The sequence below is a fragment of the Streptomyces sp. NPDC058221 genome, from assembly GCF_042882365.1.
In the GTDB taxonomy this organism is placed as follows: domain Bacteria; phylum Actinomycetota; class Actinomycetes; order Streptomycetales; family Streptomycetaceae; genus Streptomyces.
On the sequence record NZ_JBHVWF010000035.1, the window covers coordinates 36928 to 59988 of the forward strand.

Here is a 23061-nt window from a genome sequence, read left to right on the forward strand (position 1 = left end):
GGACAGTCCCTCTTCGAACGAGCCGAGCCGAACCGAACCGAACATCCTGAATGGGCTGCCGACCAGGTTCGCTCGGCAGCCAGCCGCTATGTGTCTCCTCCTGAGATCGCACCGCACAGTGCCGGCGCGGCTGTTGACGTGACGCTCGCTGATCTCGACGGGTGCGAACTCGACATGGGGACGCGTATGAACGCGACTCCGGAGGAGAGCGCGGGCGCCAGTTACATGCAAACCGACTGCATCAGCGACGAGGCTCGCTCGCATCGGGACATCCTGAGCTCCGCACTCACTGCTGTCGGCCTGGTCAACTACCCCACTGAGTGGTGGCACTGGTCATACGGAGACCGTTGCCGGGCCTTGGAAACGGGAACGGCAGTCGCCTACTACGGCCCCAGGGAACTCGACCAACCGCCGACTCCGCCGCACCGGAAGCAGTCCGGCACCCTTGGAAATGACGTGCCTTCTGAGACGAACTCGGCATGACATGGCGTGAGACAGCCTGAAGAGCAGCAGGTCACAGCGATACCGCTTACGACATCACCGCGGGACCAGCGAGTCGGTGGCTGCTGCCTCAGCGCGCTTTCTCGTACCTGGTCAGGACCACGCCGCCGGGAAACGTCCGCGTCTCCACCAGGTTCAGGTTCACCCAGCTGTCCAGCGCGCTGAAGAACGGCGTGCCGCCGCCCACCAGGACCGGATGGGCGGCGATCACGTACTCGTCGATCAGCCCGGCGCGCATGGCCGCCCCGGCGAGCGTGGCGCCGCCGATGTTCATTGGGCCGCCGTCCTCTGCCTTGAGCCGGGTGATCTCGGCGATCGCTTCGCCGGAGACCAGGCGGGCGTTCCAGTCGACCGTGTCGATCGTCGAGGAGAACACCACCTTCGGCGTGTCCCGCCAGTTCCGGGCGAACTCGGTCTGCGCCGGGGTGGCGTCGGGCTGCTGGTCGCCGGTCGGCCAGTAGGAGCTCATCGTCTCCCACAGCTTTCGCCCGTACAGCGACAGGCCACTCGCCTGCTCGTGGTCGAGCCACCACTGGAACAGCTCGTCGCTCGGCTCGCTCCAGCCGATGTCGTCGCCGGGCGCGGCGGTGTAGCCGTCCAGGGTCAGATTCATGCCGTAGATCAGTGTCCGCATGGCCCAGACTTCCTTTCACGGGCGTCCGAGGTGTAGACCAGCGCGGCGCGGGAAACTCATCGGTGCGCGATCCGGGCTCGCCGACGTTGGTCGTCACCAGCGGTCAGCCGCATCCCGGTAACCGGTTCGGCGTCAAGGCAGAGCCCATCCGGCCGGCCGGCGTCGCTGCGCGCATCCGCGAAGCACGCCGCTGGGCTGCAATGGGACGACGTCGGCTGGTTCGGCCGGGGCGGCGGCGGCACGGGCGGCGACCCGTCGGCCGCCACCGGGCCCCAGTCCTTCGTGGCATCCTCCGGGCAGGCATCACTGTATTTCGGGCGCACTCTCCCGTACAGGATCCGCGGATTCCCGGTGACCTGGGCCGTCGGCCGAGGCAGCGCCACGCAGCGCCGCCTCGACCCGGCGGTTGCCGGTCATGGTGGCCGTGACGGCGGTCATGGCCAGGAGGAGGCCGGCGGCGGCATAGAGCGGGGTGCGCAGATCGTACGCGGTGGCCAGCCAGCCGCCGAGGAAGGCGCCGAACGGGGCGGCGCACATGGCGAGCATGCGGGAGGTGGAAGCGACCCTGCCCATCAGCCGGGCCGGGACGATCGCCTGCCGGAGCGAGGGCCCGAGCACCATCGTGGCACCCATGCCCGCCCCGCAGGCGGCGAGTGCGAGCCCCGCCACGTACGGATTCGGGGCGGCGGCAAGCCCCAGGATGGCAAGTCCCTCAACCGCGGCCGTGCAGGTCAACGCGGTGCCGGTGCCGAGCCGGCGGCCGAGGAAGGAGGCGATGCCCGCGCCGAGCAGGCCGCCGGTGGCCTCGGCCGTGAGGAGCAGGCCGTAGCCGAAGGTGCCGATGCCGAGACGGTCGTGCGCGAAGAGGGCGAGCACGGTCTCCACGGCGAGGAAGGCGATGTTCCCCACCGCCGGACGGAGTGCGAGCCCGAGAAGCAACCGGTCCCGGAAGACGTACGAGGCACCGGCCCGCGCCTGCCCGAGCAGCGACTCGCGGGCCTCCGGCACGGGCCGGGGTGCGGCGGGCAGCGACCGTACGAGCAGTGCCGAGAGCGCGAACGACACCGCGTCGGCGAGCAGCGGAACCGCCCGCCCGAGCGCGAGCAGCGCACTTCCCGCAGGCGGCCCCGCGAAGCCGGACATGGCGGTCTGGGCGCCGCGCAGCCGGGAGTTGGCGCGCTCCAGGAGCGCGGTGTCGCGACCGAGCAGATGCGGCAGATAGGCCGTGGCGGCCGTGTCGAAGAACAGTCCGCCGAGGCCGAGCAGGAAGGCGACGGCCGCGAGCAGTGCAATGCTCAGCACGTCGAGCGCGGCCGCCGCCGCAGGTATCGCGAGCAGCAGCGCACGCGCCATGTCCGCGACCCACATCGTGCGCCGGCGGTCCCAGCGGTCCACCAGCGCACCGCCGAGCATCCCGAAGAGCAGCCACGGCAGCGTGCCTGCGGCCGTGACGGCGGCCAGCGCCATCGGATCCCGTGTCAACGTCAACGCGAGCAGCGGCAGCGCGGCATGCGTGACCCCGTCACCGAGCGAGGACACCGTCTGCGCGGTCCACAGCCGTCCGAACCCGGCGGGCAACTTCCTTGCGTCCGAGGTCACTCGGCATCACCCGCGGCCTGCTCGCGTGGTGCAGGCCGGAACAGCGCGAAGGCGAGCGACGCGTCCGGAAGCGACGGGTCGGACAGTTCCTGGTACTCGTCCGCCAGCGCATCCAGCCGCGCGCCCAGCTCCGCGAACTGCTCCCCGGTGAGCCGCAGATGAGCCATCCGCACCTGGCGTTCGTCATCGGCGGGCGCGGCCTCCAGGTCCGCCACAGCATGCCGCATCAGCACATCCGGCTGACCCGTGCCCGGGTCCGGCAGCACGATCGCCCGCGCGGCCATCGCGTAGTACCGCTCGGTGACCCCCCGCACCTTGCGCGTTCGTACGACCTTCACGAGGCCGGCGCGTTCGAGCAGCCGGACGTGATAGCTGGAACTCCCCTTTGCGAGTCCCATCCGTTCGGCGATCTGTGTAATCGTCGCCGGCTCGAAGCGGAGGACCGCCATGATCCGGTGGCGCGTGAGGTTGGAGACGGCGCGCAGTTGCGCGTCAGTGGTGACGTGAAGCGTCTCGGGTAGGTCATCGGCAGTCATGTGGCCAATGGTCAACGATTCTTGACCATTGGGCAAGGGGGTTTCCGCGCGGTTCCGCAATGCGCTGTCCGCGCGAGGTGGTTTCGCTCCGCAGTGGGCAACGTGGTCCGTATCGCGTCCGGTTGACGAGGGTGGGGTCGCTCTCGGGGCTCATCTCTGCCACCAGGGAACACGCGCCGGTGTGCGCGCATGCTCGCCGCGGTCGGCGCGTGTGCGCGGCTGTCGCGACTCCGTCCTCAGTGCTCACACGGTGAGCGGCCCGGACAGCGGGCAACTCGACCGCCGCTGCTCATCGGCTCTCGCCGCCGGAGCGCAGGCCGTTGATCAGCAGTCCCAGCAGGTGCTCGGCGGATTCCTCCGGTACCTGTTCACGCATCCAGGCGGCGGCGTTCATCAGCGTGTGTACGTCCGCTGCCGTGACCTCGCTGCGGACCATGCCCGCCTCTCGGGCGGCGGTCAGCAGGCCCTCCGTGATCGCGGCCATCCGCCCGCACGCCTCGTGCAGTTCCGATGCCTGGTCGTCCAGACTCTCCATCAGGAGCGCGGCAAGTCCCCGGTAGGCCGCTGCGTGCAACGCGACGGCGCCCATCCACTTCTCGAGGGCGGGCAAAGGTGATTCCCGCTCCGGTAGTTCGCCGCCCAGCTCGAAGAGCGCCGTGTGTCGCTCACGCAGCAGGGCCGCACACAGTGCGCGTCGGTTCGGGAAGTGCCCGTACAGCGTCCCGACCGCGACTCCGGCCTGGCGGGCGATCCCCTCCAGTGACGCTCCGGTGCCCTGCTCGCGGAACGCTCCGTCGGCCGCCGCCAGGATGCGCTCGCGGTTGCGCTGCGCGTCGGCGCGCGGCCGGCGTGTTCCAGTGCCGCTCATTCACCGGCCCCCTTGCCAAATCGAGGATGCCTCGACTTATTATTTCGAGGACCCCTCACTTTAGACGAAGGGCTTCACATGATCTTGGTTACCGGGGCCACCGGATCCATCGGCAAGCATCTGGTCCGGCAACTCCTGGATCTCCACGTGCCGTTCAAGGCACTGGTCAGGGATGCGGGCAAAGGCCGGGCGCTCGGCTGCCCGCACGTCGTCGGGGACTTCGACGACCCCGCCTCGATCGCCGCGGCGCTCGTCGGCGTCGACCAGGTCCTGCTCAACGGCGCGGGCGCGGTCCCCACTGCCGACGGAGCGCCGCAGCCCATGGTTGCCCAGCAGAAGGCCGTCATCGACATGGCCGGGCGCGTCGGCGTCGGGAAGATCGTCAAGGTCTCTGTCCGGCACGCCCACCAGGGCGGCAGACTCGCGGAGGGCGCGCACTGGGACATCGAGCAGCACCTGAAGGCGTCAGGTGTCGAGTGGGCCCTCCTCCAGCCCAGCGGTTTCATGCAGAACTTCATCACCGGAGCAGGCACGTTCAGCGACGACGGCAGTCTCATCGCCCCTGCGGTCGATGCGCCGGTCTCGTACATCGACTGCTACGACATCGCCGCATGCGCGGCCGTCCTGCTGACCGAACCCCCGGGCGCGGGCCGGACTTTCGTCCTGACCGGTCCGGAGCCACTCACCATGGCCGAGATCGCCGGGCACCTCTCCGGTGCCCTCGGCAAACCCGTCGACGTCATCGGCCTGAGCAGCGACGACATGGCGGCACGGCTCACGGCGCACGGTGTCCCCGCACAGTTCGCGGATGATGTCGCTTCCCTCTGGGCCGATGTCGGCACCGGATATCTGGCGGCGACGACGCCCGAGGTCAAGAACCTGACCGGACGCGAACCGCGTACTTTCGCCGCGTTCCTGGACACACACCAGTCCGCCTTCCGCTGAGTCGTGAGGCCCGCGGGGCTGCACCGCATCGCTGGGGGTGTTGGTTCACCGTGTGTCGTGATATGCCGCCGGCCGGGTATCCGACCGTCTGCGTGGTGACCCTCGTCATGGACGGACTTGTCCGGCGGCGAAGGCCGATCGCATCCTCTTGCCGTTCACCACCATCACGACGCCGGCCAACAGTGCTCCGCACACACCCTGCTCGACCTTCAGCCACACCGGGAAGGCGCCGGGCAGCGCGATGATGACCGCGATGGCCACCAGCATGATGGCCGAGGCCAGCCGCAGCCGGAGATAGGACCGGCTGTGGCCGCGGCTTGTCCGGACGGCGAAGGAGACCATCAGGATGGAGGTGGCGACGACGATGACCGCACGTACCCAGACGGCATCGGTCACCAGGTCGTGGTGGTTGCGCAGCAGGACGACGGCGATGAGGGCGAGCACGCTGAGTCCGGCGTAACAGCCGACGAGCAGCGTCGTCCCACGGAACGCCTGCCGGATGCCTGGATCCGCGAATGGCGACTCGGAGACCGCGCCGGAGTGCGGTCCATGGGGCCTACGGGTGTTCATGGTGATTGATCCCTTCGCTGACTGCATCGCGCCCCCGACGCCCGGATGTCAGGGGGAGACGGCTCGGAACGGAGCTGCGGCACGGTCGGTCCGGCCGGTACGGAGGCGAGAGGACGCTCAGGAGCGCCGCGGCCGCCTCAGTGCAGACTCCTGCCTCGCGGACGCGCAGGTCGCGCCCGGTCCTGATCTGCGGACCGGCCCTGGTCCAGGATCCGGCTCAGGTCCCGCGCATACGTCGTTCACGCGGGTGAGACCCGAGCCGGCCGGCCTCGGGGGCCGGCCCGGGCTGTCCCGTAAGGGCCCGGCCGGCGGCTTCGGGAGGGGACCGGTACGCGGCCGGGACCGTGGGGCCGCGAAATGGGTTCGCCCCGGGCAGGCCGGGGCGATAGTTGTTGGTGATGACATCTCCCGCTGAACAGTTCCTCCCCGGTACGCAGCGCGCTCTGCTGCACCGCATCGCCACCGCCCAGACCGAGGGCCGCTCACCCTCCGTGGTCGCCGCCGTGCGGCGGCAGGGCCAGGCCGTCTGGAACGGCTCCCGTAGCTGTGTCGACGGCCATGCCCCCGACGCGGACACCCAGTTCCGAATCGGCTCCCTCACCAAGACGTTCACGGCGGTGCTGGTCCTGCGGCTGCGTGACGAGGGCCTGCTGGATCTGTCCGATCCGCTGGAGAAGCACCTGCCCGGTACGGGAGCAGGCGACGTCACCCTTTATCAGCTGCTCGGACACAGCGCGGGACTGGGCGCCGAGGCACCCGCCCCCTGGTGGGAACGGACCCCCGGCAGCCTGCGGCCCGGACTCGCCGATGTGCTCGGTGAGCAGCCCACGATGCACCCGCCGGGCCGGCGGCACCACTACTCCAACCCCGGCTACACGGTGCTCGGAGCGCTGATCGAGGCGCTGCGCGGCGCCCCGTGGGCGCAGGTACTGCGGAGCGAGGTCCTGGAGCCGCTGGGCATGCACCGCACGGGTCCGGAGCCCGAGGCGCCGCATGCAGGTGGCTGGGCCGTCCACCCGTGGGCGGACGTCATCCTGCCCGAGCCGGCCGAGGACCTCGGCCTGATGGCCCCGGCCGGTCAGCTCTGGTCCACCACGGCCGATCTCCTCCGGTTCGCCGCCTTCCTGGCCGAGGGGGACGACCAGGTGCTCCGTGCCGCTTCAGTGGCGGAGATGAAGGAACCGTCCACCCCGCCCGAGTCGGGGGACTGGGACGGCAATTACGGCCTGGGGCTGCAGGTGGTCCGGAGGAACGGCCGGACACTCGTCGGACATACGGGGTCGCTGCCTGGATTCCTGGCCGCTCTGTGGTTCTGTGCCGAGGACGATGTGGCCGCCATCGTGTTCGCCAACGCCACCTCGGGGCCGCCCATCGGGGAAGTCGCCGCCGAACTCGTGGACATCGTCGCCGAGTCCGAGCCCCGTATCCCGGAGCCATGGCGCCCACTGCCGGAGGTGGACGCAGAACTTCTTGCGCTGACCGGCCCCTGGTACTGGGGTACGCGTACCAACATCCTGCGCCTCACCCCCGATCGCGGCCTGGAACTCCGCGGACTCCGCGGCGAAGGGCGTGGTGCTCGCTTCACGGCACGGCCTGACGGTACCTGGATCGGGCTGGACGGCTATTACGCGGGGGAGACACTGCGGATCGTCCGGAACGACGACGGCAGCGTGAACCATCTGGACCTGGGATCGTTCGTCTTCACGCGCGAGCCGTACGATCCTGCAGCGGACGTTCCGGGCGGGGTGGACGAGAACGGATGGCGTGGCCTGGGGCGTTGAGCGTCTTGTTTCACGTGAAACGGCGCGCCGGGCCGGTCAGGACGTCAACTCCCTTTCCAGGGGGGTGCGGAAGCGCGGAGTGATCCGTGCGTCCCCCACCCAGCCGGCCAGCCGGGATGCCTCCGCTTCGATGGCCGCGGTGGCATCCCGGCCGGCGTCGGTCAGCAGTCGCCACACCGGCTCGCCGTCGGCACGCTGAGCCCAGCCGCCCACGATGCGGCCGTTCCACCACACGGTGGGGCCGATGTTGCCGGAGCGGTCGAAGAGGGCCGCTCGGTGCTCGGTGGGGAGATGGAAACCGCGGTCGGCCCAGCCCATGGCGCTCGGGTCGAGGGCGGGCAGCAGAGCGGCCCAGGGCTCCGGCGCCGGATCGGACGCCATGTCTCCCGGTGCGACCCAGGCGGTGGAGCCGTCGTCGAGCCCTACCTCCTCGGCTCCGACGGCTTTCAGCGCCGTGCGAACCTGCCCGAGCCCCCAGCCCGTCCACCACTTGAGGTCTGCCTCGGACGCGGGGCCGTACGAGCCGAGCCAGCGCAGGGCCAGCTCCGCCTGCGCCCCGGCCGTGGGCGGTACGGTCCGGGGCTCGGCAGCCGTCCAGCGGAACTGGCTGGATGTCCAGGAGCCACGCGGGCGGTCCCGGCGGATGCGGCCCTCGGCGGCGAGTATGCGGATGACCCGAGAGGCCACCCCCTGCACCGCCTCGTACTTCTTTCCGGGGAAGACCGTGATCTTCGTGCGCAGGGCGGGGACGGCGGCGGACAGCTCGCTGCCGGCTGCTGTGCCGCGGGCGGTGAGGGCCGCCAGAGTGGCGTCCTCGGCATCGGCCAGCCAGCGTTCGTCCAGTCCCTTGCCGTCCTCGGCCAGGTGTTTCAGGAACGTCCTGCGTTCCTTGGCCGCCACAGCGCGCGCGTTCGACGCCTCGATCTGTGGGGCCAGGGCCTCCGAGACGGTGAAAAGGGTGTTGCGCATGGAGAGCATCCGGACCAGTGAGACGTCGTCGTACAGCGACTTCTCCACCGTGGCGATATCCGGAGCGCGGAGCCTGGCGCAGACGGACAGGAAGACGGTGGAGGCGTCGGTGGCATGCAGTGCGATGAGGGCGTCGGCCACGGCAACGGGGGTGTCGGCCCGCGTGCCGGGTGCCAGGAGGTGACGGTTGGCAAGTCTGATGCGGCGCTGTTCGTCGCTGATGCGGTGCACCTTGGACCCCCTCGGATTCCGCGCTGCGGTCAGAGAGCGAGCTTGAAGCCGACATGGCTGGCGACGAAGCCGAGCCGTTCGTAGAAACGGTGGGCGTCGGTGCGGGTCGCGTCGGACGTGAGCTGAACCAACTGGCAGTCCTGGCGCCGGGATTCGTCCACCGCCCACTGGATGAGCCGGGTACCGAGTCCGCTGCCGCGCTCGTCCTTGTGGACACGGACGCCTTCGACGACGGAGCGTGTCGAGCCGCGTCGGGAGAGGCCGGGGATCACCGTCAGCTGGAGGGTGCCGACGACGCGGTCCGCGCGAACGGCGACCATCAGGTGCTGGTTCGGGTCATCGGCCAGCCGCCGGAAAGCCGCCCGGTACGGGGTGAGGTCGTCCGGTGACTCACGCGTGGCGCCCAGCGGATCGTCGGCGAGCATGGCCACGATCTCGGAGAGGTCATCGGGATCCGCGGCACGTATTTCCAGATCGCTCATGATCCGCAGCCTACGCAGCCGCCTCGGCCGGTGCGGCGGCAATCGGGCTATACGGGGACCTTCAGCTCCTCGACTGCCCGCACGAGCGGGGTCAGCTCGGGGTTCCTGGCAGCCTCGTCGAGTGCGGCGCGCAGCGCGGTGTCATTGGTCGGCCTGGCCTCGGCGAGCAGGGCGAGGCCGGCCTCGGTGACATCCGTGTAGATGCCCCTGCGGTCGGTGTCGCAGAGGTACCGGGTCAGCAGGCCGCGGTCCTCGAGGCGGGTGACCAGGCGGGTGGTGGCGCTCTGGCTGAGTACGACGGCGTCGGCCACCTGCTTCATCTGCAGATGTCCGCCCGGTCCGCTGTGCTGCCGGCTCAGGACGTCCAGTAGTGAGTACTCCCGCACGCTGAGGCCGTGCCCGCTCTGCAGGGCGCGCTCAATATGGGCCTCGATCTTCCCGTGAAGCAGGGAGAGCGCACACCACCCCTGGGAGAGGGCGGTGAGTGCCGGGTCCGTCGCTGTCATGGTCTCTCCTCCGTGCCGGAGCTGCTTGGCTCCAGGATAGGCGACGTACGCAATAGCCCGCGCTTGCAATTAATCAGCGTCTGCAATTATTGTGGACGCTCGTAAGGCGCAGACGCAATCTTCAGGGAAGGTGAAACCCATGCCGCTCGCGCTCCTCGCCCTCGCCATCGGGGCATTCGGTATCGGAACCACCGAGTTCGTGATCATGGGGCTTCTCCCCGAGGTGGCCGCGGACTTCCAGGTCTCGATCCCCACCGCGGGCTTCCTCGTCACGGGCTACGCGCTCGGTGTCGTCCTCGGCGCCCCGCTGATGACCGTTCTCGGCACCCGGGTCACTCGCAAACGCATGCTGATGATCCTGATGGGGCTGTTCGTCATCGGCAACGTGGTGTCCGCGACCGCGCCGGTCTTCGGCGTGATGCTCGCCGGCCGGGTCATCGCCTCCCTGGCTCACGGTGCCTTCTTCGGCATCGGATCGGTCGTGGCGGCGGATCTGGTCGCGCCGCACAAGAAGGCCGGTGCCATCGCCATGATGTTCACCGGCCTCACCGTCGCCAACGTCGTCGGCGTCCCGCTCGGCACCTACATCGGGCAGAGCGTCGGCTGGCGGGCCACGTTCTTCGGCGTCGCCGCACTCGGCGTCATCGGCCTCCTCGGTGTGGCCAGGCTCGTCCCCGACCAGCCCCGCGCCGAGGGCGTCCGACTCCGCCACGAGCTGGCCGCGTTCCGCAACGTGCAGGTCCTGCTGGCCATGGCGATGACGGTGCTCGGCTTCGGCGGGGTCTTCGCGGCGATCACCTACATCACGCCGATGATGACCGAGATCGCCGGCTACTCGGCCTCCTCGGTCACCTGGCTGCTCGTCCTCTTCGGACTCGGCATGGTCGGTGGCAACCTGCTCGGCGGCAAGTTCGCCGACCGCCATCTGATGCCTCTGCTGTACGTGTCGCTGGGTGCGCTGGCCGTAGTGCTGTCGCTGTTCACCCTGACCGCCCACAACAAGATCGCGGCAGCCGTCACCATCGTGCTGATCGGCGGCCTGGGCTTCGCGACCGTGCCCCCGCTGCAGAAGAGGGTTCTCGATCAGGCGGCGGGTGCCCCGACCCTCGCCTCCGCCGTGAACATCGGCGCCTTCAACCTCGGCAACGCACTGTCGGCCTGGCTCGGCGGCATCGTCATCGCAGCCGGTCTCGGCTACACGGCGCCCAACTGGGTCGGCGCGGTCCTCGCCGCCTCCGCCCTGGTTCTCGCCGTGGTCTCCAGCGCCCTGGAGCGCCGTACGGCCACCCGGAGCCGTCTCGTCGCCGCCCACATCCCGGAGCCGGCCGCCGTACCCGCGGCCCGGCACTGACCCCAACACCCCCACCCACAGCACCGCACGGCGTCGCAACGCGCCGCACGCACCCCACCAAGGAGCCATCCCATGAGCACCCTCACAGCCGCCGTCGCCCCGCTGACCACGCAGGACGCGGAGGCGCTCGTCGACGCGGCCCGTAAGGCCGCCGAGACCGCAGGTGTCGCCGCGGCCGTCACGGTCCTCGACGCGGGCGGCCATCTGCTGTCCTTCCGCCGCGACGACCGGGCCGTTCTCATCGCAGGTGAGACCAGCACCCGCAAGGCGTACACGGCACTTCAGCTCAACGCGCCGACGGCCGACCTGGTCGACGCGGTCCAGCCGGGCGGGCTCTTCCACACCCTGCCGACCGCACTGGACCGGCCGTTGCTCTTCATCGCCGGCGGTGTCCCGGTCCACCGTGACGGCCGGCTGATCGGTGCCGTAGGTGTCGGTGGCGGGGCGCCCGAGCAGGACCACGGGTTCGCAACCACTGCCGTGGGCAGCCTCTCCTGAGGCCGCATCCACCTTGCGGGCCAAGGTAATTCATTGGTGTCAGCTCCCATATGGCCGGAGAATCACGGCACATGGGAGCTGACATTCATGGGTTCGTCGAGTGCCGGTCCCGGTGGACCGATCCGGAAGACGTGTGGTCCGGGGCCGTCGATCTCGAACTGCTCTACCTGGGCCGGGACTACGATGCGTTCGGCTGCCTGTTCGGCGTGCGCAACCACGCAGGCTTCGCTCCGCTCGCCGCGGAGCGCGGACTGCCCGAGCTGCTGTCCGACGCCGCACGCACGGAATTCGAGGCATGGGACGACACGGCGCACAGCCCCAGCTGGATCGGCTGGGACGAGCTGAAGTCTGTCGACTGGGACGAGCCGGCCGAGACCACGGACCGCCGGATCCATGAGTACGAAGCGGTGGACGGGAGCTGGGTCCTCGTCTCCAAGGCGGTCTGGAGCGCACGGTTCGCCGCGGCAGCCCGACTGCCGGTCGATCCCGCGGCAGGTGTGGCCGGCGGCTACGGCGAGGAGACCTGGCCGGAAGGCACGGAGTGGCGGGACGCTGAGCGCCTCTACCGGGTGGAGCGGATGCTCCGCCGTGACGCTGTGCCGGCGGAGGGCGAGTGGAAGCCGGTGTGGTCCGTCATGGAAGCCCTCGCCGCCGTGCACGGTGACGAGAACGTCCGGCTCACCGTCTGGTTCGACAACTGACCTGAGGTCCCTGCTTCTCCGGGCCGTTCACCGGCCGGTCGTCAGCCCGTCGCCACGCTCAGCGGTGCGAAGCACTGTGTCCAGTCCCCCGGCTGCCGGTCCCCGAGGCTCATCACCGTGGTCTCGGAACCGGGCTGGAGACCGTGCTCCCCGAGCCAGTCGAGGAGCTCCTGGTGACGGGCGTCGATGTCGGCACGCAGTGGCCGGTCGGTCGCCCCGGCCAGCGAGGTCACGAGCAGCTTCGCCGTGGCGGTGTCCCGCGCGATCAGCGGGCCGACTACATGACTGCCCGCGCTCGGCCAGAGCGCCGCGTACCCGATGAGCTCCCCGCCGTCCTCGGCCACCCGCAGGTGGTCGGCGAAGGCCGGGAGACGTGTCAGAAGGTGTGTCCGGTCGAGTCCGAAGGCCTCCGCGTCCAGCCGGAGCATGGCCTGAAGATCCCCGGCCGAGGCAGGACGGACAGCGAGGCCCGGTCGAGCCGCCGCGTCCGGACCGCCGGTCTCGCCGGTCGGCCGGAATTGCCCGCTCACCCGCTGGGCACTCCCCACCGTGGCGAACCCGAGCTTTTCGTAGAGCGGTCGGCCCGATGCCGTTGCGTAGAGGCTGAGAGGGGCGCCCCCGGTCGTCTCGATCGTCCGGTCCATGAGGTAGCGGGCGACCCCTTGCCGGGCATAACGGCCGGCGACCAGCATCATGCCGATGGCAGCCATGCGGGGGCCGTAGGAGGTCACCACACAGGTCGCCATCAGGCCTTTGCCGTCGGGATCGTCGATACCGAAAGCCGTTCCCGCCGTGAGGAGCAGCCCCCAGCGGTGTTCGTCACGCGGCCAGCCGCGGTCCTCGCTGAGGTCGGCGCAGGGGACCAGATCGTCCCGGGTGAGACGCCGGACTGGTAGACCGGCGAGCGGGCGGGGCAGTGAGCTGGACATGAGGGTCAGGCTGTCCGACTCACTGATCGCTCGTCCACCGCTTTATCGGATCTGGCCGAGACCCGCAGCCTTCGGCCTCGTCGGGTCGGTCCCCACGGCTTCAGTACCGAGATGGCCGTGATGAAGAGATAGGTCGCCGTGGCCACCGAGGGAGCGACGATCAGGTTGATGTCGGCTCTGCCGAGTTCTGCGGCCTCGTTGATGCCGGGGCGCAAGGAGAAGACCGACAGGACCGTCGTGATCAGGGTGAGCCAGAATTTCGTCCAGACCCAGCGGTGCCTGGCCAGACCCCACGGGGTGCGGAGCGAGAGGACCAGGCCGCTGATGAGGGAGAGCAGCGCGACCGGGACGACGAGCCAGTCACCGAAGATCTTCATGGCGCGGGTTGCGGCCTGTGCGGTGGCTGCATCGCCGGAGGTGAAGCCGGCGATGCCCAGCGTCAGCAGACCAACGGTGAGTCCGAGCCAGCTGACGGATACCGCGACGTGTGCGACAAGGAGACTTCGACGGGGGCGGCGCTTGAGTGGTTTCACGTGAAACACGCTGCCGGGAGATGACCGGCCGGTCATCTGTCCGGGGGAGTATCCGTCCGTACTGGCCTCGGCGTAGACAGCCGCGCAGAGCCACCCGGCCCATTCGCCTCGCCCGGCGTGGATCAGCCCAGGTCGTTCGCGTGCATCGCGCGGACGCCCTCGATGTTGCCGTCCAGATAGTGCCGCAGCGACAGCGGTACGAGATGGACGGCCGCGATCCCGACCCGGCTGAACGGCACCCGTACGACGTCGTACTCCCCGCAGGGTTCGTCGATCTCGGGGCCGTGGCGCAGGGACAGGTCCATCGAATCGAGCCGGCAGACGAAGAAGTGCTGGACCTTGACGCCCTTCACTCCGTTGCTCTCGATGTGTTCCACGGTGTCGACGAAACAGGGGACCACGTCGGTGATCTTGGCGCCGAGCTCCTCGTCCACCTCGCGGTGCAGGGCGTCCACGACGGTCGCGTCCTCGGGCTCGACCCCGCCACCCGGTGTGAGCCAGTAGGGATCCACCCCCGGTTTGGTGCGCTTGATGAGGATGAGGTCGTTGCCGTCGAGCAGGATGGCGCGTGCGGTGCGCTTGACCACAGGACGTTCGGTCATGGCAAGAGCGTGGCCCGCTGGACCGCTTCTGAAACACCTGAGCGCTGCCGGACTGCTGTGCGGTCACCAGTCGGCTGCGGCACGCAGCAGCCACTCGTGCGCGCGAGCGAGATGGGGCAGCGCGAGCGTGCCGGTCCGTGCGGCGAGGAAATAGGTGCGCAGCGGTGGCACGGGAGGGTCGAGGAGCGCCACCACCTCCCCCCGCTCCAGTGCCTCTTCGCAGAGATAGCGGGGCAGCACCGCCAGCCCGGCGCCGGCTGCCGTGCATTCCAGGACTGCCCGGAGGTCCGGTGCGATGACGGCCCCCGCGGCCGCCGGCCTGCTGTCGAAGACCGCGGACCAGTACCGGGAGACGAGTGGCAGGCTCTCGTGCACCTCCACCACCGGCAGCTGTTCCAGGACGACGGGGCCGTTGCGCCGCAGGGTCCCGGGGCCGAGACGCCCGGCCCAGCGGGGCGCGGCGACCAGCACGTGTTCCTCGTCGCAGAGCGGGGTCGCGGTGAGCAGCCCGCCGCGCGGGCGGGCTGTCACGATGGCCAGATCGTGGTGTCCGGCGGCCAGGCCGTCCAGCGTCTCGTCGGTGTTCGCCGAGAACGCGCTGCGCAGGGCCAGGCCCTGGGTGATCAGCGGCATGAGCGCGGGAAGGGCCCGTAGCGAGGTGAATTCCGGTGGCCCGGCCAGATGCAGCGTGCGAACGCCGGACTCCTCGTCGAGCTCTGCCTCGGTGATCTCCACCAGCGCGTCGAGGTGGGGAGCCGCCCGGTGTGCGAGCTCGTCCCCGATGGCCGTGGGGGTCACACCACGGGCCCGGCGCAGGAAGAGCGGGCGGCCCAGCTGCCGCTCCAGCGTGCGTATCTGCGAGGTCACGGCGGGCTGTGAGAGGCCGAGGAGAGCGGCGGCCCTGGTGAACGAACCGGCCCGGTGCACGGTGACGAACGTGCGCAGAAGGGCCAGGTCCATGCCCCGTCCCCTCCCGCCTTCTGCGACGTGTCGGACCCGGACAACCATAAATATGCCGATAGGGCCCTGCCGCTACTGTGATTGGACACTGACGCAGAGTCAACTAGCCTTGTCGAGGCGGTTCTTCGCGCGGAGAAGGCGGAGGGCCGGGACGGTCCGAGCCACGAGGGGGGAGGCTCGGACCGTCCGTACCGCATCTGCCGCTGTCGGTAAGGCTGCTCAGCTCCCGGCGACCGCCTCGGCCAGCGCCCGTTCCACGTCGGCCACCAGATCCGCCGGGTTCTCGGCGCCGACCGAGAAGCGGATAAAGCCTTCCGGTACGGCGTCGCCGCCCCAGCGGGCCCGTCGCTCGGCGGTGGAGCGCACCCCGCCGAAGCTGGTCGCCTCCTCCACCAGCCGGAGCGCCGAGAGGAAGCGCTCGGCGGTCTCCCGGTCGGCCAGGACGAACGACACCACGGAGCCGAAGCGCCGCATCTGCCGTACGGCCTTCGGGTGGGAGGGATCGGTGGGCAGCCCGGGATACCGCAGCCCGGTCACTTCCCGGCGCTCGGAGAGCGCCTCGGCGAGAGCGAGGGCGTTCCCGCACTGCCGCTCGATCCTCAGTTCCAGGGTGGCCAGCGAGCGGTGCGCCAGCCAGGCCTCCATCGGCCCCGGAATCGCGCCGACGACCTTGCGCCAGCGCCGTACGCCCGCCGCCAGCCCGGGATCGAGGCATGCCACATGGCCGAGCAGGATGTCGCCGTGCCCGGTCATGCCCTTGGTGTCGCTGGCCACCGAGAAGTCGGCGCCCAGCTCCAGCGGGCGCTGGCCGAGCGGAGTGGCGAGCGTGTTGTCCACGGCCACCAGCGTCCCGCCCGCGTGCGCCGCTTCCACGAGCCGCCGCACGTCACAGACGTCGAGCCCGGGATTGGACGGGGTCTCGATCCACAGGAGCCTGGCTCCCTCCAGGGCGGACAGCTGGGCATCGCCGCTGGTCGGCGCGGTCCGCACCTCCACCCCGAAGGCCTCCAGCTGTGCCCGTGCCAACGGGAGCGCCTGGTATCCGTCGTCGGGCAGCACGATCACGTCACCGCTGCGCGCCTGGGACAGCAGGACGGCCGAGACCGCCGCCATTCCGGAGGCGAAGACCGTGGTCTCGACGCGCTCCCCCGGCGCTTCGAGCTCACCGATCGCCCGTTCCAGGTGGGCCCAGGTCGGATTGGTGTCACGGCCGTAGGTGTACGGGCCGGTCGGCTCGCCCGACAGGTGGAAGTGCGCGGCGAAGACCGGACCGGGGAGAGTCGGTTCGTACTGTTCCGGTTCCGGAAGGCCGGCACGTACCGCGCGGGTTCCCTCGCCCATGGTGCTCATCCTGCGTCCTCGCTTCTCTCTCCGGTCTGTCACTGGTCCTGCCTGCACTGTTCCAGGTGCGCGCTGGTCAGTCCTCGTCGGGCAGGACGACGTTCAGAGCCCAGGACACGATCGAGATGATCAGTCCGCCGAGCACCGCGGTCCAGAAGCCGTCGACGTGGAAGCTCAGATCGAACTTGTCGGCCAGCCAGGAGGTCAGCATCAGCATCAGTGCGTTCACCACCAGGGTGAACAGTCCCAGGGTGAGGATGAAGAGCGGCAGTGTGAGCAGCTTCAGGACCGGCTTCACAACAAAGTTGACCAGGCCGAAGATCAGGGCGACCACGATCAGGGTCAGTACCTTGCGGCCGGTGCTGCCGCCGGACAGCGTGATGTCGTGGAGGAGCCAGATGGCCACGGCCAGCGCACCCGCGTTGGCGATCGTCTTGACTACGAAATTCTTCATGTGTCTGATCGTGGCAGACATGATCGGTGGCGGACACCGGCTGGGCAGAGGCAAGGGGCGGACGGGCCATGAAGGCATTCAGACTGGACGAGTTGGAGGCGGAACGGGCCGCGAACGACGGCGCGTATCTGCAGTTCGTGCGCGAACGGAACATGTCCGTCGGCCTGTACGCACTGGATGCCGGTGAGCTCGACCCGCAGCAGCCGCACAAGCAGGACGAGGTCTATCTCGTCGTCAGCGGGCGCGCGTCGATCACCGTGGGCATGGAAACGACACAGGTGGGCAGAGGAAGTGTCGTGTATGTACCTGCCGGCACGGCGCACAAGTTCCACCACATCACCGAGGACCTCCGGGTGATGGTGGTCTTCTCGCCGCCCGAGGGCTGAGCCGGCCGAGGGGGCCGGGCCGTCCGAAGGCTGAGCCGTCTCTCGGGGATCCCTAGGGGATCGATCAGGGGAGTTCAAGGGCTTCGGAGGCCCCGCCGACCGCCCATGCCCCTCTAGCATCGAAGCAGGAACTCACAGAGACGAGGTAAGGACGATGGCCGTGCGGGAGATATACGCGGGAATGCCCTGGTGGGTGAAGTGGATCGCGGTGCCCGTCATCGCGATCGTCGTCTTCGGCGGACTGATCGCCAGTGTGGTCGGCTTCGTGATCGGCCTGCTCTTCAAGGTGCTGGTCTTCGTGGTTCTGGTCGGCGGGGTCGTCTTCGTCGTGCGGAAGTTCATGTCGTCCTCCTCCTCGGGCGGCGGCTGGTAACCGCACGACCGGTCGGACGGTTAGCCCAGCAGAGCTAAGCGGAAGACGAATCGGCATCCCCTCGGGGCGCTGCCGATACAGTGGAAAACGCTGTCATCGCCTGGGAAAACCCCGTCGGTCACCACCTGACCAGTGGTTTGCACGGCATCCGGCCTCCGGGCCCAGGCCTGCGGCAGACATGTGGGGGCGGCCTCCACAGGCGGGCTGACCGCCCGTCACCACGCCTGGGGGTGACCGTTGACCGCGGCATCGAGTACCGCTGCGCCGACATTGATCGGATCGGTGCAGCGGGCACTGAGGCTGCTGGAGGCCGTGGGCGCCCATCGCGACGGGGCCCCGGCCAAACAGCTCGCACGGGAGGCCGGGCTTCCGCTGCCCACCGCCTATCACCTGCTGCGCACTCTGACCCATGAGGGATATCTGCGCCGGGAGAACGGCGTCTTCCTCTTCGGCGCCGCCGCCGAGCGGCTCGTGGGCGACGGCGCACTGCAGAACCGTCGCAGCCGGATGACCCAGTCGCTGGGCCGCTGGCGGGACATCATCGGCGCACCGGTGTACTGCGCCATCTACCGCGACGGCGAGATCGAACTCGTCGCGGTCGCCGACACCCCGGCAGCGCCTGCGGTGGACGAGTGGGCCGCTTTCCGGGAGACCGGCCACGCCCACGCCATCGGCCAGTGTCTGCTGAGCCGGCTCGACGAGAAGGCCCGCGAGGACCACCTGGACCGGCATCCGGTGCGCCCGCTGACCCGCTACTCCGTACGTGACCGTCCGGCGCTCCTTGAACGGCTGAGGTCACTGGAGCGAACGGAACCTGTCGTCGAGCGTCAGGAATATGCCCTCGGGACGGTCTGTGCGGCCATCCCGATCACGGCCGGATTCACCGCCGCGGCGATGGCCATTTCCGTCCCTCTCGACCAAGAGGAACGGTTGCTCCCCGCAGTCGAACGACTACGTGGCGAAGTGGCCAGCCTCTTGCGTTCGTTCGTGTTCTCTATCAGTATCTGAAAAATCACTCCTTGTGATCTGCTATCGCGTGCACCACGATGGCGTCAATAGGGCCATGGGGGATCATTCCTGGCCAGATTCATCTACTGCGGGGTTGAACGATGCGCGAGTCGGTTCAAGCTGAGGTCATGATGAGCTTCCTCGTCTCCGAGGAGCTCTCATTCCGTATCCCGGTGGAGCTCCGGTACGAAGTGTGCGATCCGTACGCGATCCGGATGACCTTCCATCTGCCCGGCGACGCCCCCGTCACCTGGGCCTTTGGCCGTGAGCTACTGCTCGACGGCCTCAACAGCCCTAGTGGCGACGGCGATGTGCACATCGGGCCGACCGAGCCCGAAGGGCTGTCCGACGTCCACATCCGGCTGCAGGTGGGGGCGGACCGTGCCCTCTTCAGGGCGGGCACGGCACCCCTTGTGGCGTTTCTCGACCGGACGGACAAGCTCGTCCCACTCGGGCAGGAGTGCACGCTGGGTGACTTCGAGGGCAATCTGGAAGAGGCATTGGGACGAATTCTGGCCGAGGAACAGAACGCCGGCTGAAGGCCTCTCATGCCCGGAGCCTGGGTGCCGGTCGAACACCACACCTGCCGAACGGGTGAATCACGCTCCGTGTGCAACCGTTCAGGACCTCGTCCTTCGGCGGCGTCCTCTGCCGCTCCGTACGGGTGCCGAAGCCCCGGCTTCCGCGCCGAGCCCCGTACGGTCCGCGGAGACGACCAGTGCCGCAAGTGCGGTGGTCACCGGCACCGAGGCGACCAGCCCGATCGAGCCGACCAGCGTACGCACGATCTCCTCCGCCACCAGTTCGCTGTTGGCCACCGTCCCCACGCTGCTCTGGGCGATCGAGAACAGCAGCAGCAGCGGGAGCGCGGCGCCCGCATAGGCCAGCACCAGGGTGTTGACCACTGAGGCGATGTGGTCGCGTCCGATTCTGATCCCTGCCCGGTAGAGCTGCTTCGTATTCATCGTCGGGTCCGCCTGGTGCAGTTCCCAGACCGCCGACGTCTGGGTGACCGTCACATCGTCGAGCACCCCCAGGGAACCGATGATGACGCCGGCCAGCAGCAGACCGCTCATGTCGATGTGCGGATACAGGCCGTGGATGAGGCCGGTGCTGTCGTCGGTGTTCCCGCTCAGGCTCGCCCAGCCGATGAAGAGCGAGCCGAGCAGCCCGATCAGCAGCAGTGAGATCAGGGTGCCGAGGACGGCGACGGAGGTGCGGGCCGTCAGCCCGTGGCAGATGTACAGGGCGATCAGCATGATGGCACTGGCCCCGACGACCGCCACGAGCAGTGGATTCGACCCCTGCAGGATGGCCGGCAGGATGAACAGGGTCAGCACGGCGAACGACAGGGCGAGCGCCACCAGTGCCATGACCCCGCGCAGCCGGCCCACGACGACCACCGCCACGGCGAAGATCCCGGCCAGCAGCGCCATCGGGAACTTCCGGTTCACATCCGTCACGGAGTACTGGAGATCGTGGGGCGCGTCGGGGGCGTACGCGACCACCACCCCCTGTCCTTCGCGCAGCTGCCGCGGTGCGTCGGGCTGCACCACCTCGATGAAGGTGCGCCCCTTGTCCTTGCCGCTCGTCACCTCGATCTCGGCCTTCTCACAACGGCCGGCCCCGCTGTCACCGGCGGCCGGCTCTCCCGTCGGCGGGGTGGACTCGCCGCTGGTGGGCAGTTGGGCCGCGTTCACGTCCTTGCAGTCGACCTTGTCGACGTTCACCACCCTGGCCTGCTGCGTCTGCCGGTCGAAGCCGACCCCGGTGCGCTCGTGCGCCGGCGCACCACCGGGCCAGAGCACCACGAGCCCGACCACGACCGCGGCCGCGAACGGTATCAGCACGGCGGCGATCACCCGGCGCAGATGCGTGGAAACGGGTGCGGCGGGGCCGTGGCTGTGGCTGTGCGCGTGAGGGTGCTGAGGACCCGGCTGCTCGGGGTCGATATGAGGGGACGTCACCGGCCGATCATCGCAAGAAGAACAGGGCCCTCTGTTCAGCACACCGGTGAGGGCGTTAGCGTGGTGGCACCTTTGCACACGCGGGAGCTCGGAGCACCGGGCTGAGAGGGCGCTGATCTCCGTACGTCCGTACGGGACACGCTGCGCCGACCGCCGAACCTGTTACCGGGTAATGCCGGCGTAGGGAGTAGGTCTCATGACCACAGCGGACGCACGCACGCCTGCCTCCAATCAGAGCGACGAGGCCGGGAAGTCCATCGGCTGGCACAAGGGGTACGTCCAGGGCTCACGCCCGGACCTCCGGGTGGCGGTCCGTCAGGTGCACCTCACCAACGGCAAGGACGTGACGCTGTACGACACGTCGGGGCCGTACACCGACCCCGCCGTCGACACCGATGTACGCCGCGGACTCGCACCTCTGCGGGAGAACTGGATCATCGCCCGCGGTGACACCGAGGAGTACGCCGGCCGCGCCGCGCGTCCCGAGGACGACGGGCTCAAGCACACCTCGCCGCGTGGGGGGCTGCGCAATCTCGACGCGGTCTTCCCCGGCCGGCCGCGCCAGCCGAGGCGCAGCCGGGACGGCCGCCCGGTGACCCAGCTGGCGTACGCCGGCCGGGGCGAGATCACCCCGGAGATGGAGTACGTGGCCATCCGGGAGAACGTCTCACCCGAGGTGGTACGCGAGGAGATCGCCGCAGGCCGGGCCGTGCTCCCGGCCAACGTCAACCACCCGGAGATCGAGCCGATGATCATCGGCAAGCGGTTCCTGGTGAAGGTGAACGCCAACATCGGCAACTCCGCGGTCACGTCCTCCATCGAGGAGGAGGTGGACAAGATGACCTGGGCGACCAAGTGGGGCGCCGACACGGTCATGGATCTGTCCACCGGCCGCAACATCCACACCACCCGTGAGTGGGTACTGCGCAACTCCCCGGTGCCGATCGGCACCGTGCCCCTCTACCAGGCCCTCGAAAAGGTCGACGGCAGGGCGGAGGAGCTGACATGGGAGATCTACAAGGACACCGTCATCGAGCAGGCCGAGCAGGGCGTCGACTACATGACGGTCCACGCCGGCGTGCGCCTGCCGTACGTTCCGCTGACGGCCCGCCGCAAGACCGGCATCGTCTCCCGGGGCGGCTCGATCATGGCCGCGTGGTGCCTCGCGCACCACAAGGAGTCTTTCCTGTACGAGCACTTCGAGGAGCTCTGCACGATCCTCGCGTCGTACGACGTGACGTACTCGCTGGGTGACGGGCTGCGCCCCGGATCGATCGCTGATGCCAACGACGAGGCGCAGTTCGCCGAACTGCGGACGCTCGGCGAACTGAACACGGTCGCCAAGCGGTTCGGGGTTCAGACGATGATCGAGGGCCCGGGACACGTACCGATGCACAAGATCAAGGAGAACATCGACCTCCAGCAGGAGATCTGCGAGGAGGCGCCGTTCTACACGCTCGGCCCGCTGACCACCGATGTCGCCCCGGCGTACGACCACATCACCTCGGGCATCGGAGCCGCGATGATCGCCTGGTGGGGGACGGCGATGCTCTGTTACGTGACGCCCAAGGAGCACCTCGGTCTGCCCAACCGGGACGATGTGAAGACCGGAGTGATCACGTACCGGATCGCGGCCCATGCGGCGGACCTGGCCAAGGGGCACCCCGGGGCGCAGGAGTGGGACGACGCCCTGTCGGACGCCCGGTTCGAGTTCCGGTGGGAGGACCAGTTCAATCTGGCGCTCGACCCGGACACGGCACGGGAGTTCCACGACGAGACGCTGCCGGCCGAGCCGGCGAAGACGGCGCACTTCTGCTCGATGTGCGGTCCGAAGTTCTGCTCGATGAAGATCTCGCACGACATCCGGCGTGAGCACGGCGGTTCGCAGTCGGAGATCGAGGCGGGCATGGCGGAGAAGTCCAGGGAGTTCGCGGCGAGCGGCAACCGGGTGTATCTGCCGCTGGCGGACTGACACCTGGCGTGGACGACCGTGGGCTCTTTTCCCGCCGGGGCCCGCGGTCGTGTCCCCCTGCCGGCTGCGGCCGTCCACCATGGAGAACGGACCCCCGTAGTGGTGCTGGACGTAGCATGCGCATCCACATCGCGGACCGGGCGAACAACATCGTCCAGTGGACGACCTACGACAGGGGCGGGCACTTCGCGGCCATGGAGCAGCCGGACCTGCTGCTCAAGGATGTACAGACGTTCTTCCGCAAGCTCCCAAGCTCCCAAGCGGCCATCGGGTAGGAGCGGTCTGCCCCGCGGGTGCCGGCTCTCCCGCGCAGGCCGGTGGTTGCGCCCACCCCGGATGGCGCAACCCGTCAGTCCAGTTCGTG

25 protein-coding genes, 2 pseudogenes and 1 riboswitch are annotated in these 23061 nt (G+C 69.3%); of the genes and pseudogenes, 12 read left to right on the plus strand and 15 right to left on the minus strand.

What is annotated here, in order from left to right; all coding sequences use genetic code 11:
* Nucleotides 1-15: 15 nt before the first annotated feature.
* Nucleotides 16-483: pseudogene (locus ACFVW8_RS14365) on the plus strand (M15 family metallopeptidase); the annotation flags it as partial.
* Between the two features lie 88 nt (nucleotides 484-571).
* On the opposite strand, the gene ACFVW8_RS14370 reads toward ACFVW8_RS14365, so the two are convergent.
* From ACFVW8_RS14370 to ACFVW8_RS14385, 4 genes are all read right to left on the minus strand, one after another.
* Entirely contained in the window at nucleotides 572-1135 is a 564-nt protein-coding gene (locus tag ACFVW8_RS14370) for a dihydrofolate reductase family protein (RefSeq protein ID WP_389689638.1), read from the minus strand.
* A gap of 303 nt (nucleotides 1136-1438) precedes the next feature.
* A complete protein-coding gene (locus ACFVW8_RS14375; RefSeq protein ID WP_389689640.1) occupies nucleotides 1439-2734 on the minus strand; it encodes an MFS transporter in 1296 nt (431 codons plus the stop codon).
* Nucleotides 2731-3270 carry an ArsR/SmtB family transcription factor gene (locus tag ACFVW8_RS14380; RefSeq protein WP_389689642.1) on the minus strand — a complete coding sequence of 180 codons (540 nt, stop codon included), beginning with the start codon at nucleotides 3268-3270 and terminating at the stop codon, nucleotides 2731-2733. Before ACFVW8_RS14380 ends, ACFVW8_RS14375 begins: the two co-directional genes overlap by 4 nt.
* Before the next feature lie 289 nt (nucleotides 3271-3559).
* Nucleotides 3560-4138 (minus strand): TetR/AcrR family transcriptional regulator, encoded by a 579-nt coding sequence (locus tag ACFVW8_RS14385; protein ID WP_389689644.1) that lies wholly within the window; start codon nucleotides 4136-4138, stop codon nucleotides 3560-3562.
* 78 nt (nucleotides 4139-4216) lie between these two features.
* On the opposite strand from ACFVW8_RS14385, the gene ACFVW8_RS14390 reads away from it, so the two are divergent.
* A complete protein-coding gene (locus ACFVW8_RS14390; protein WP_389689646.1) occupies nucleotides 4217-5083 on the plus strand; it encodes an NAD(P)H-binding protein in 867 nt (288 codons plus the stop codon).
* A gap of 105 nt (nucleotides 5084-5188) precedes the next feature.
* Here ACFVW8_RS14390 and ACFVW8_RS14395 read toward each other — a convergent pair whose 3' ends face one another.
* Entirely contained in the window at nucleotides 5189-5653 is a 465-nt protein-coding gene (locus ACFVW8_RS14395; RefSeq protein ID WP_389689648.1) for a hypothetical protein, read from the minus strand.
* 398 nt (nucleotides 5654-6051) lie between these two features.
* Here ACFVW8_RS14395 and ACFVW8_RS14400 point away from each other — a divergent pair, with 398 nt between their 5' ends.
* Nucleotides 6052-7434, plus strand: coding sequence for a serine hydrolase domain-containing protein (locus ACFVW8_RS14400; protein ID WP_389689650.1), 1383 nt, complete (start codon nucleotides 6052-6054; stop codon nucleotides 7432-7434).
* 36 nt (nucleotides 7435-7470) lie between these two features.
* On the opposite strand, the gene ACFVW8_RS14405 is transcribed toward ACFVW8_RS14400, so the two are convergent.
* Genes ACFVW8_RS14405 through ACFVW8_RS14415 form a run of 3 tightly spaced genes read right to left on the minus strand, consistent with a single transcriptional unit; the run spans nucleotide 7471 to nucleotide 9622 of the window.
* Nucleotides 7471-8634: a winged helix DNA-binding domain-containing protein gene (locus tag ACFVW8_RS14405; RefSeq protein ID WP_389689652.1), complete on the minus strand. Its 1164-nt coding sequence runs from the start codon at nucleotides 8632-8634 to the stop codon at nucleotides 7471-7473.
* A 29-nt stretch (nucleotides 8635-8663) separates the two neighbouring features.
* On the minus strand, nucleotides 8664-9116 hold the full coding sequence (locus ACFVW8_RS14410) for a GNAT family N-acetyltransferase (protein ID WP_389689654.1): 453 nt from the start codon (nucleotides 9114-9116) through the stop codon (nucleotides 8664-8666).
* Nucleotides 9117-9163: 47 nt separating this feature from the next.
* Entirely contained in the window at nucleotides 9164-9622 is a 459-nt protein-coding gene (locus tag ACFVW8_RS14415; RefSeq protein ID WP_389689656.1) for a MarR family winged helix-turn-helix transcriptional regulator, read from the minus strand.
* Nucleotides 9623-9761: 139 nt separating this feature from the next.
* Between ACFVW8_RS14415 and ACFVW8_RS14420 the strand changes: the two genes are divergently transcribed.
* From ACFVW8_RS14420 to ACFVW8_RS14430, 3 genes are all read left to right on the plus strand, one after another.
* Complete coding sequence (locus ACFVW8_RS14420) at nucleotides 9762-10973, plus strand: MFS transporter (RefSeq protein ID WP_389689658.1); 1212 nt, start codon at nucleotides 9762-9764, stop codon at nucleotides 10971-10973.
* A 72-nt stretch (nucleotides 10974-11045) separates the two neighbouring features.
* Complete coding sequence (locus ACFVW8_RS14425; RefSeq protein WP_389689660.1) at nucleotides 11046-11471, plus strand: heme-binding protein; 426 nt, start codon at nucleotides 11046-11048, stop codon at nucleotides 11469-11471.
* A gap of 71 nt (nucleotides 11472-11542) precedes the next feature.
* Nucleotides 11543-12172: a hypothetical protein gene (locus ACFVW8_RS14430; protein ID WP_389689662.1), complete on the plus strand. Its 630-nt coding sequence runs from the start codon at nucleotides 11543-11545 to the stop codon at nucleotides 12170-12172.
* 41 nt (nucleotides 12173-12213) lie between these two features.
* Here ACFVW8_RS14430 and ACFVW8_RS14435 read toward each other — a convergent pair whose 3' ends face one another.
* The 6 genes from ACFVW8_RS14435 to ACFVW8_RS14460 form a co-directional block, all read right to left on the minus strand.
* Nucleotides 12214-13101: a GNAT family N-acetyltransferase gene (locus tag ACFVW8_RS14435; protein WP_389689664.1), complete on the minus strand. Its 888-nt coding sequence runs from the start codon at nucleotides 13099-13101 to the stop codon at nucleotides 12214-12216.
* A gap of 5 nt (nucleotides 13102-13106) precedes the next feature.
* Nucleotides 13107-13634, minus strand: coding sequence for a DUF2269 domain-containing protein (locus tag ACFVW8_RS14440; RefSeq protein ID WP_389689666.1), 528 nt, complete (start codon nucleotides 13632-13634; stop codon nucleotides 13107-13109).
* Nucleotides 13635-13756: 122 nt separating this feature from the next.
* Complete coding sequence (locus ACFVW8_RS14445) at nucleotides 13757-14236, minus strand: NUDIX domain-containing protein (RefSeq protein ID WP_389689668.1); 480 nt, start codon at nucleotides 14234-14236, stop codon at nucleotides 13757-13759.
* A 63-nt stretch (nucleotides 14237-14299) separates the two neighbouring features.
* Nucleotides 14300-15196, minus strand: coding sequence for a LysR family transcriptional regulator (locus tag ACFVW8_RS14450; RefSeq protein ID WP_389689670.1), 897 nt, complete (start codon nucleotides 15194-15196; stop codon nucleotides 14300-14302).
* Between the two features lie 219 nt (nucleotides 15197-15415).
* A complete protein-coding gene (locus ACFVW8_RS14455; protein WP_389689672.1) occupies nucleotides 15416-16546 on the minus strand; it encodes a cystathionine gamma-lyase in 1131 nt (376 codons plus the stop codon).
* A gap of 67 nt (nucleotides 16547-16613) precedes the next feature.
* The gene (locus tag ACFVW8_RS14460) at nucleotides 16614-16991 is read right to left on the minus strand and encodes a phage holin family protein (RefSeq protein WP_389689674.1); all 378 of its coding nucleotides are present in this window, start codon (nucleotides 16989-16991) and stop codon (nucleotides 16614-16616) included.
* Between the two features lie 68 nt (nucleotides 16992-17059).
* Here ACFVW8_RS14460 and ACFVW8_RS14465 point away from each other — a divergent pair, with 68 nt between their 5' ends.
* From ACFVW8_RS14465 to ACFVW8_RS14480, 4 genes are all read left to right on the plus strand, one after another.
* Complete coding sequence (locus ACFVW8_RS14465) at nucleotides 17060-17377, plus strand: cupin domain-containing protein (RefSeq protein WP_123460477.1); 318 nt, start codon at nucleotides 17060-17062, stop codon at nucleotides 17375-17377.
* Nucleotides 17378-17537: 160 nt separating this feature from the next.
* Complete coding sequence (locus tag ACFVW8_RS14470; protein WP_389689676.1) at nucleotides 17538-17750, plus strand: DUF5326 family protein; 213 nt, start codon at nucleotides 17538-17540, stop codon at nucleotides 17748-17750.
* A 237-nt stretch (nucleotides 17751-17987) separates the two neighbouring features.
* A complete protein-coding gene (locus ACFVW8_RS14475) occupies nucleotides 17988-18758 on the plus strand; it encodes an IclR family transcriptional regulator (RefSeq protein WP_389689678.1) in 771 nt (256 codons plus the stop codon).
* A 101-nt stretch (nucleotides 18759-18859) separates the two neighbouring features.
* Entirely contained in the window at nucleotides 18860-19297 is a 438-nt protein-coding gene (locus tag ACFVW8_RS14480) for an SsgA family sporulation/cell division regulator (RefSeq protein ID WP_114245561.1), read from the plus strand.
* Nucleotides 19298-19378: 81 nt separating this feature from the next.
* On the opposite strand, the gene ACFVW8_RS14485 is transcribed toward ACFVW8_RS14480, so the two are convergent.
* On the minus strand, nucleotides 19379-20725 hold the full coding sequence (locus ACFVW8_RS14485; protein WP_389689679.1) for a YibE/F family protein: 1347 nt from the start codon (nucleotides 20723-20725) through the stop codon (nucleotides 19379-19381).
* Nucleotides 20726-20795: 70 nt separating this feature from the next.
* Nucleotides 20796-20929: riboswitch (TPP riboswitch) on the plus strand.
* Between ACFVW8_RS14485 and thiC the strand changes: the two genes are divergently transcribed.
* Together thiC and ACFVW8_RS14495 are read left to right on the plus strand one after the other, a co-directional pair.
* Complete coding sequence (gene thiC, locus ACFVW8_RS14490) at nucleotides 20922-22697, plus strand: phosphomethylpyrimidine synthase ThiC (RefSeq protein ID WP_389689681.1); 1776 nt, start codon at nucleotides 20922-20924, stop codon at nucleotides 22695-22697. (Overlaps the previous riboswitch by 8 nt.)
* 125 nt (nucleotides 22698-22822) lie before the next feature.
* Nucleotides 22823-22972 (plus strand): annotated as a pseudogene (locus ACFVW8_RS14495) (epoxide hydrolase); the annotation flags it as partial.
* Nucleotides 22973-23061 lie beyond the last annotated feature (89 nt).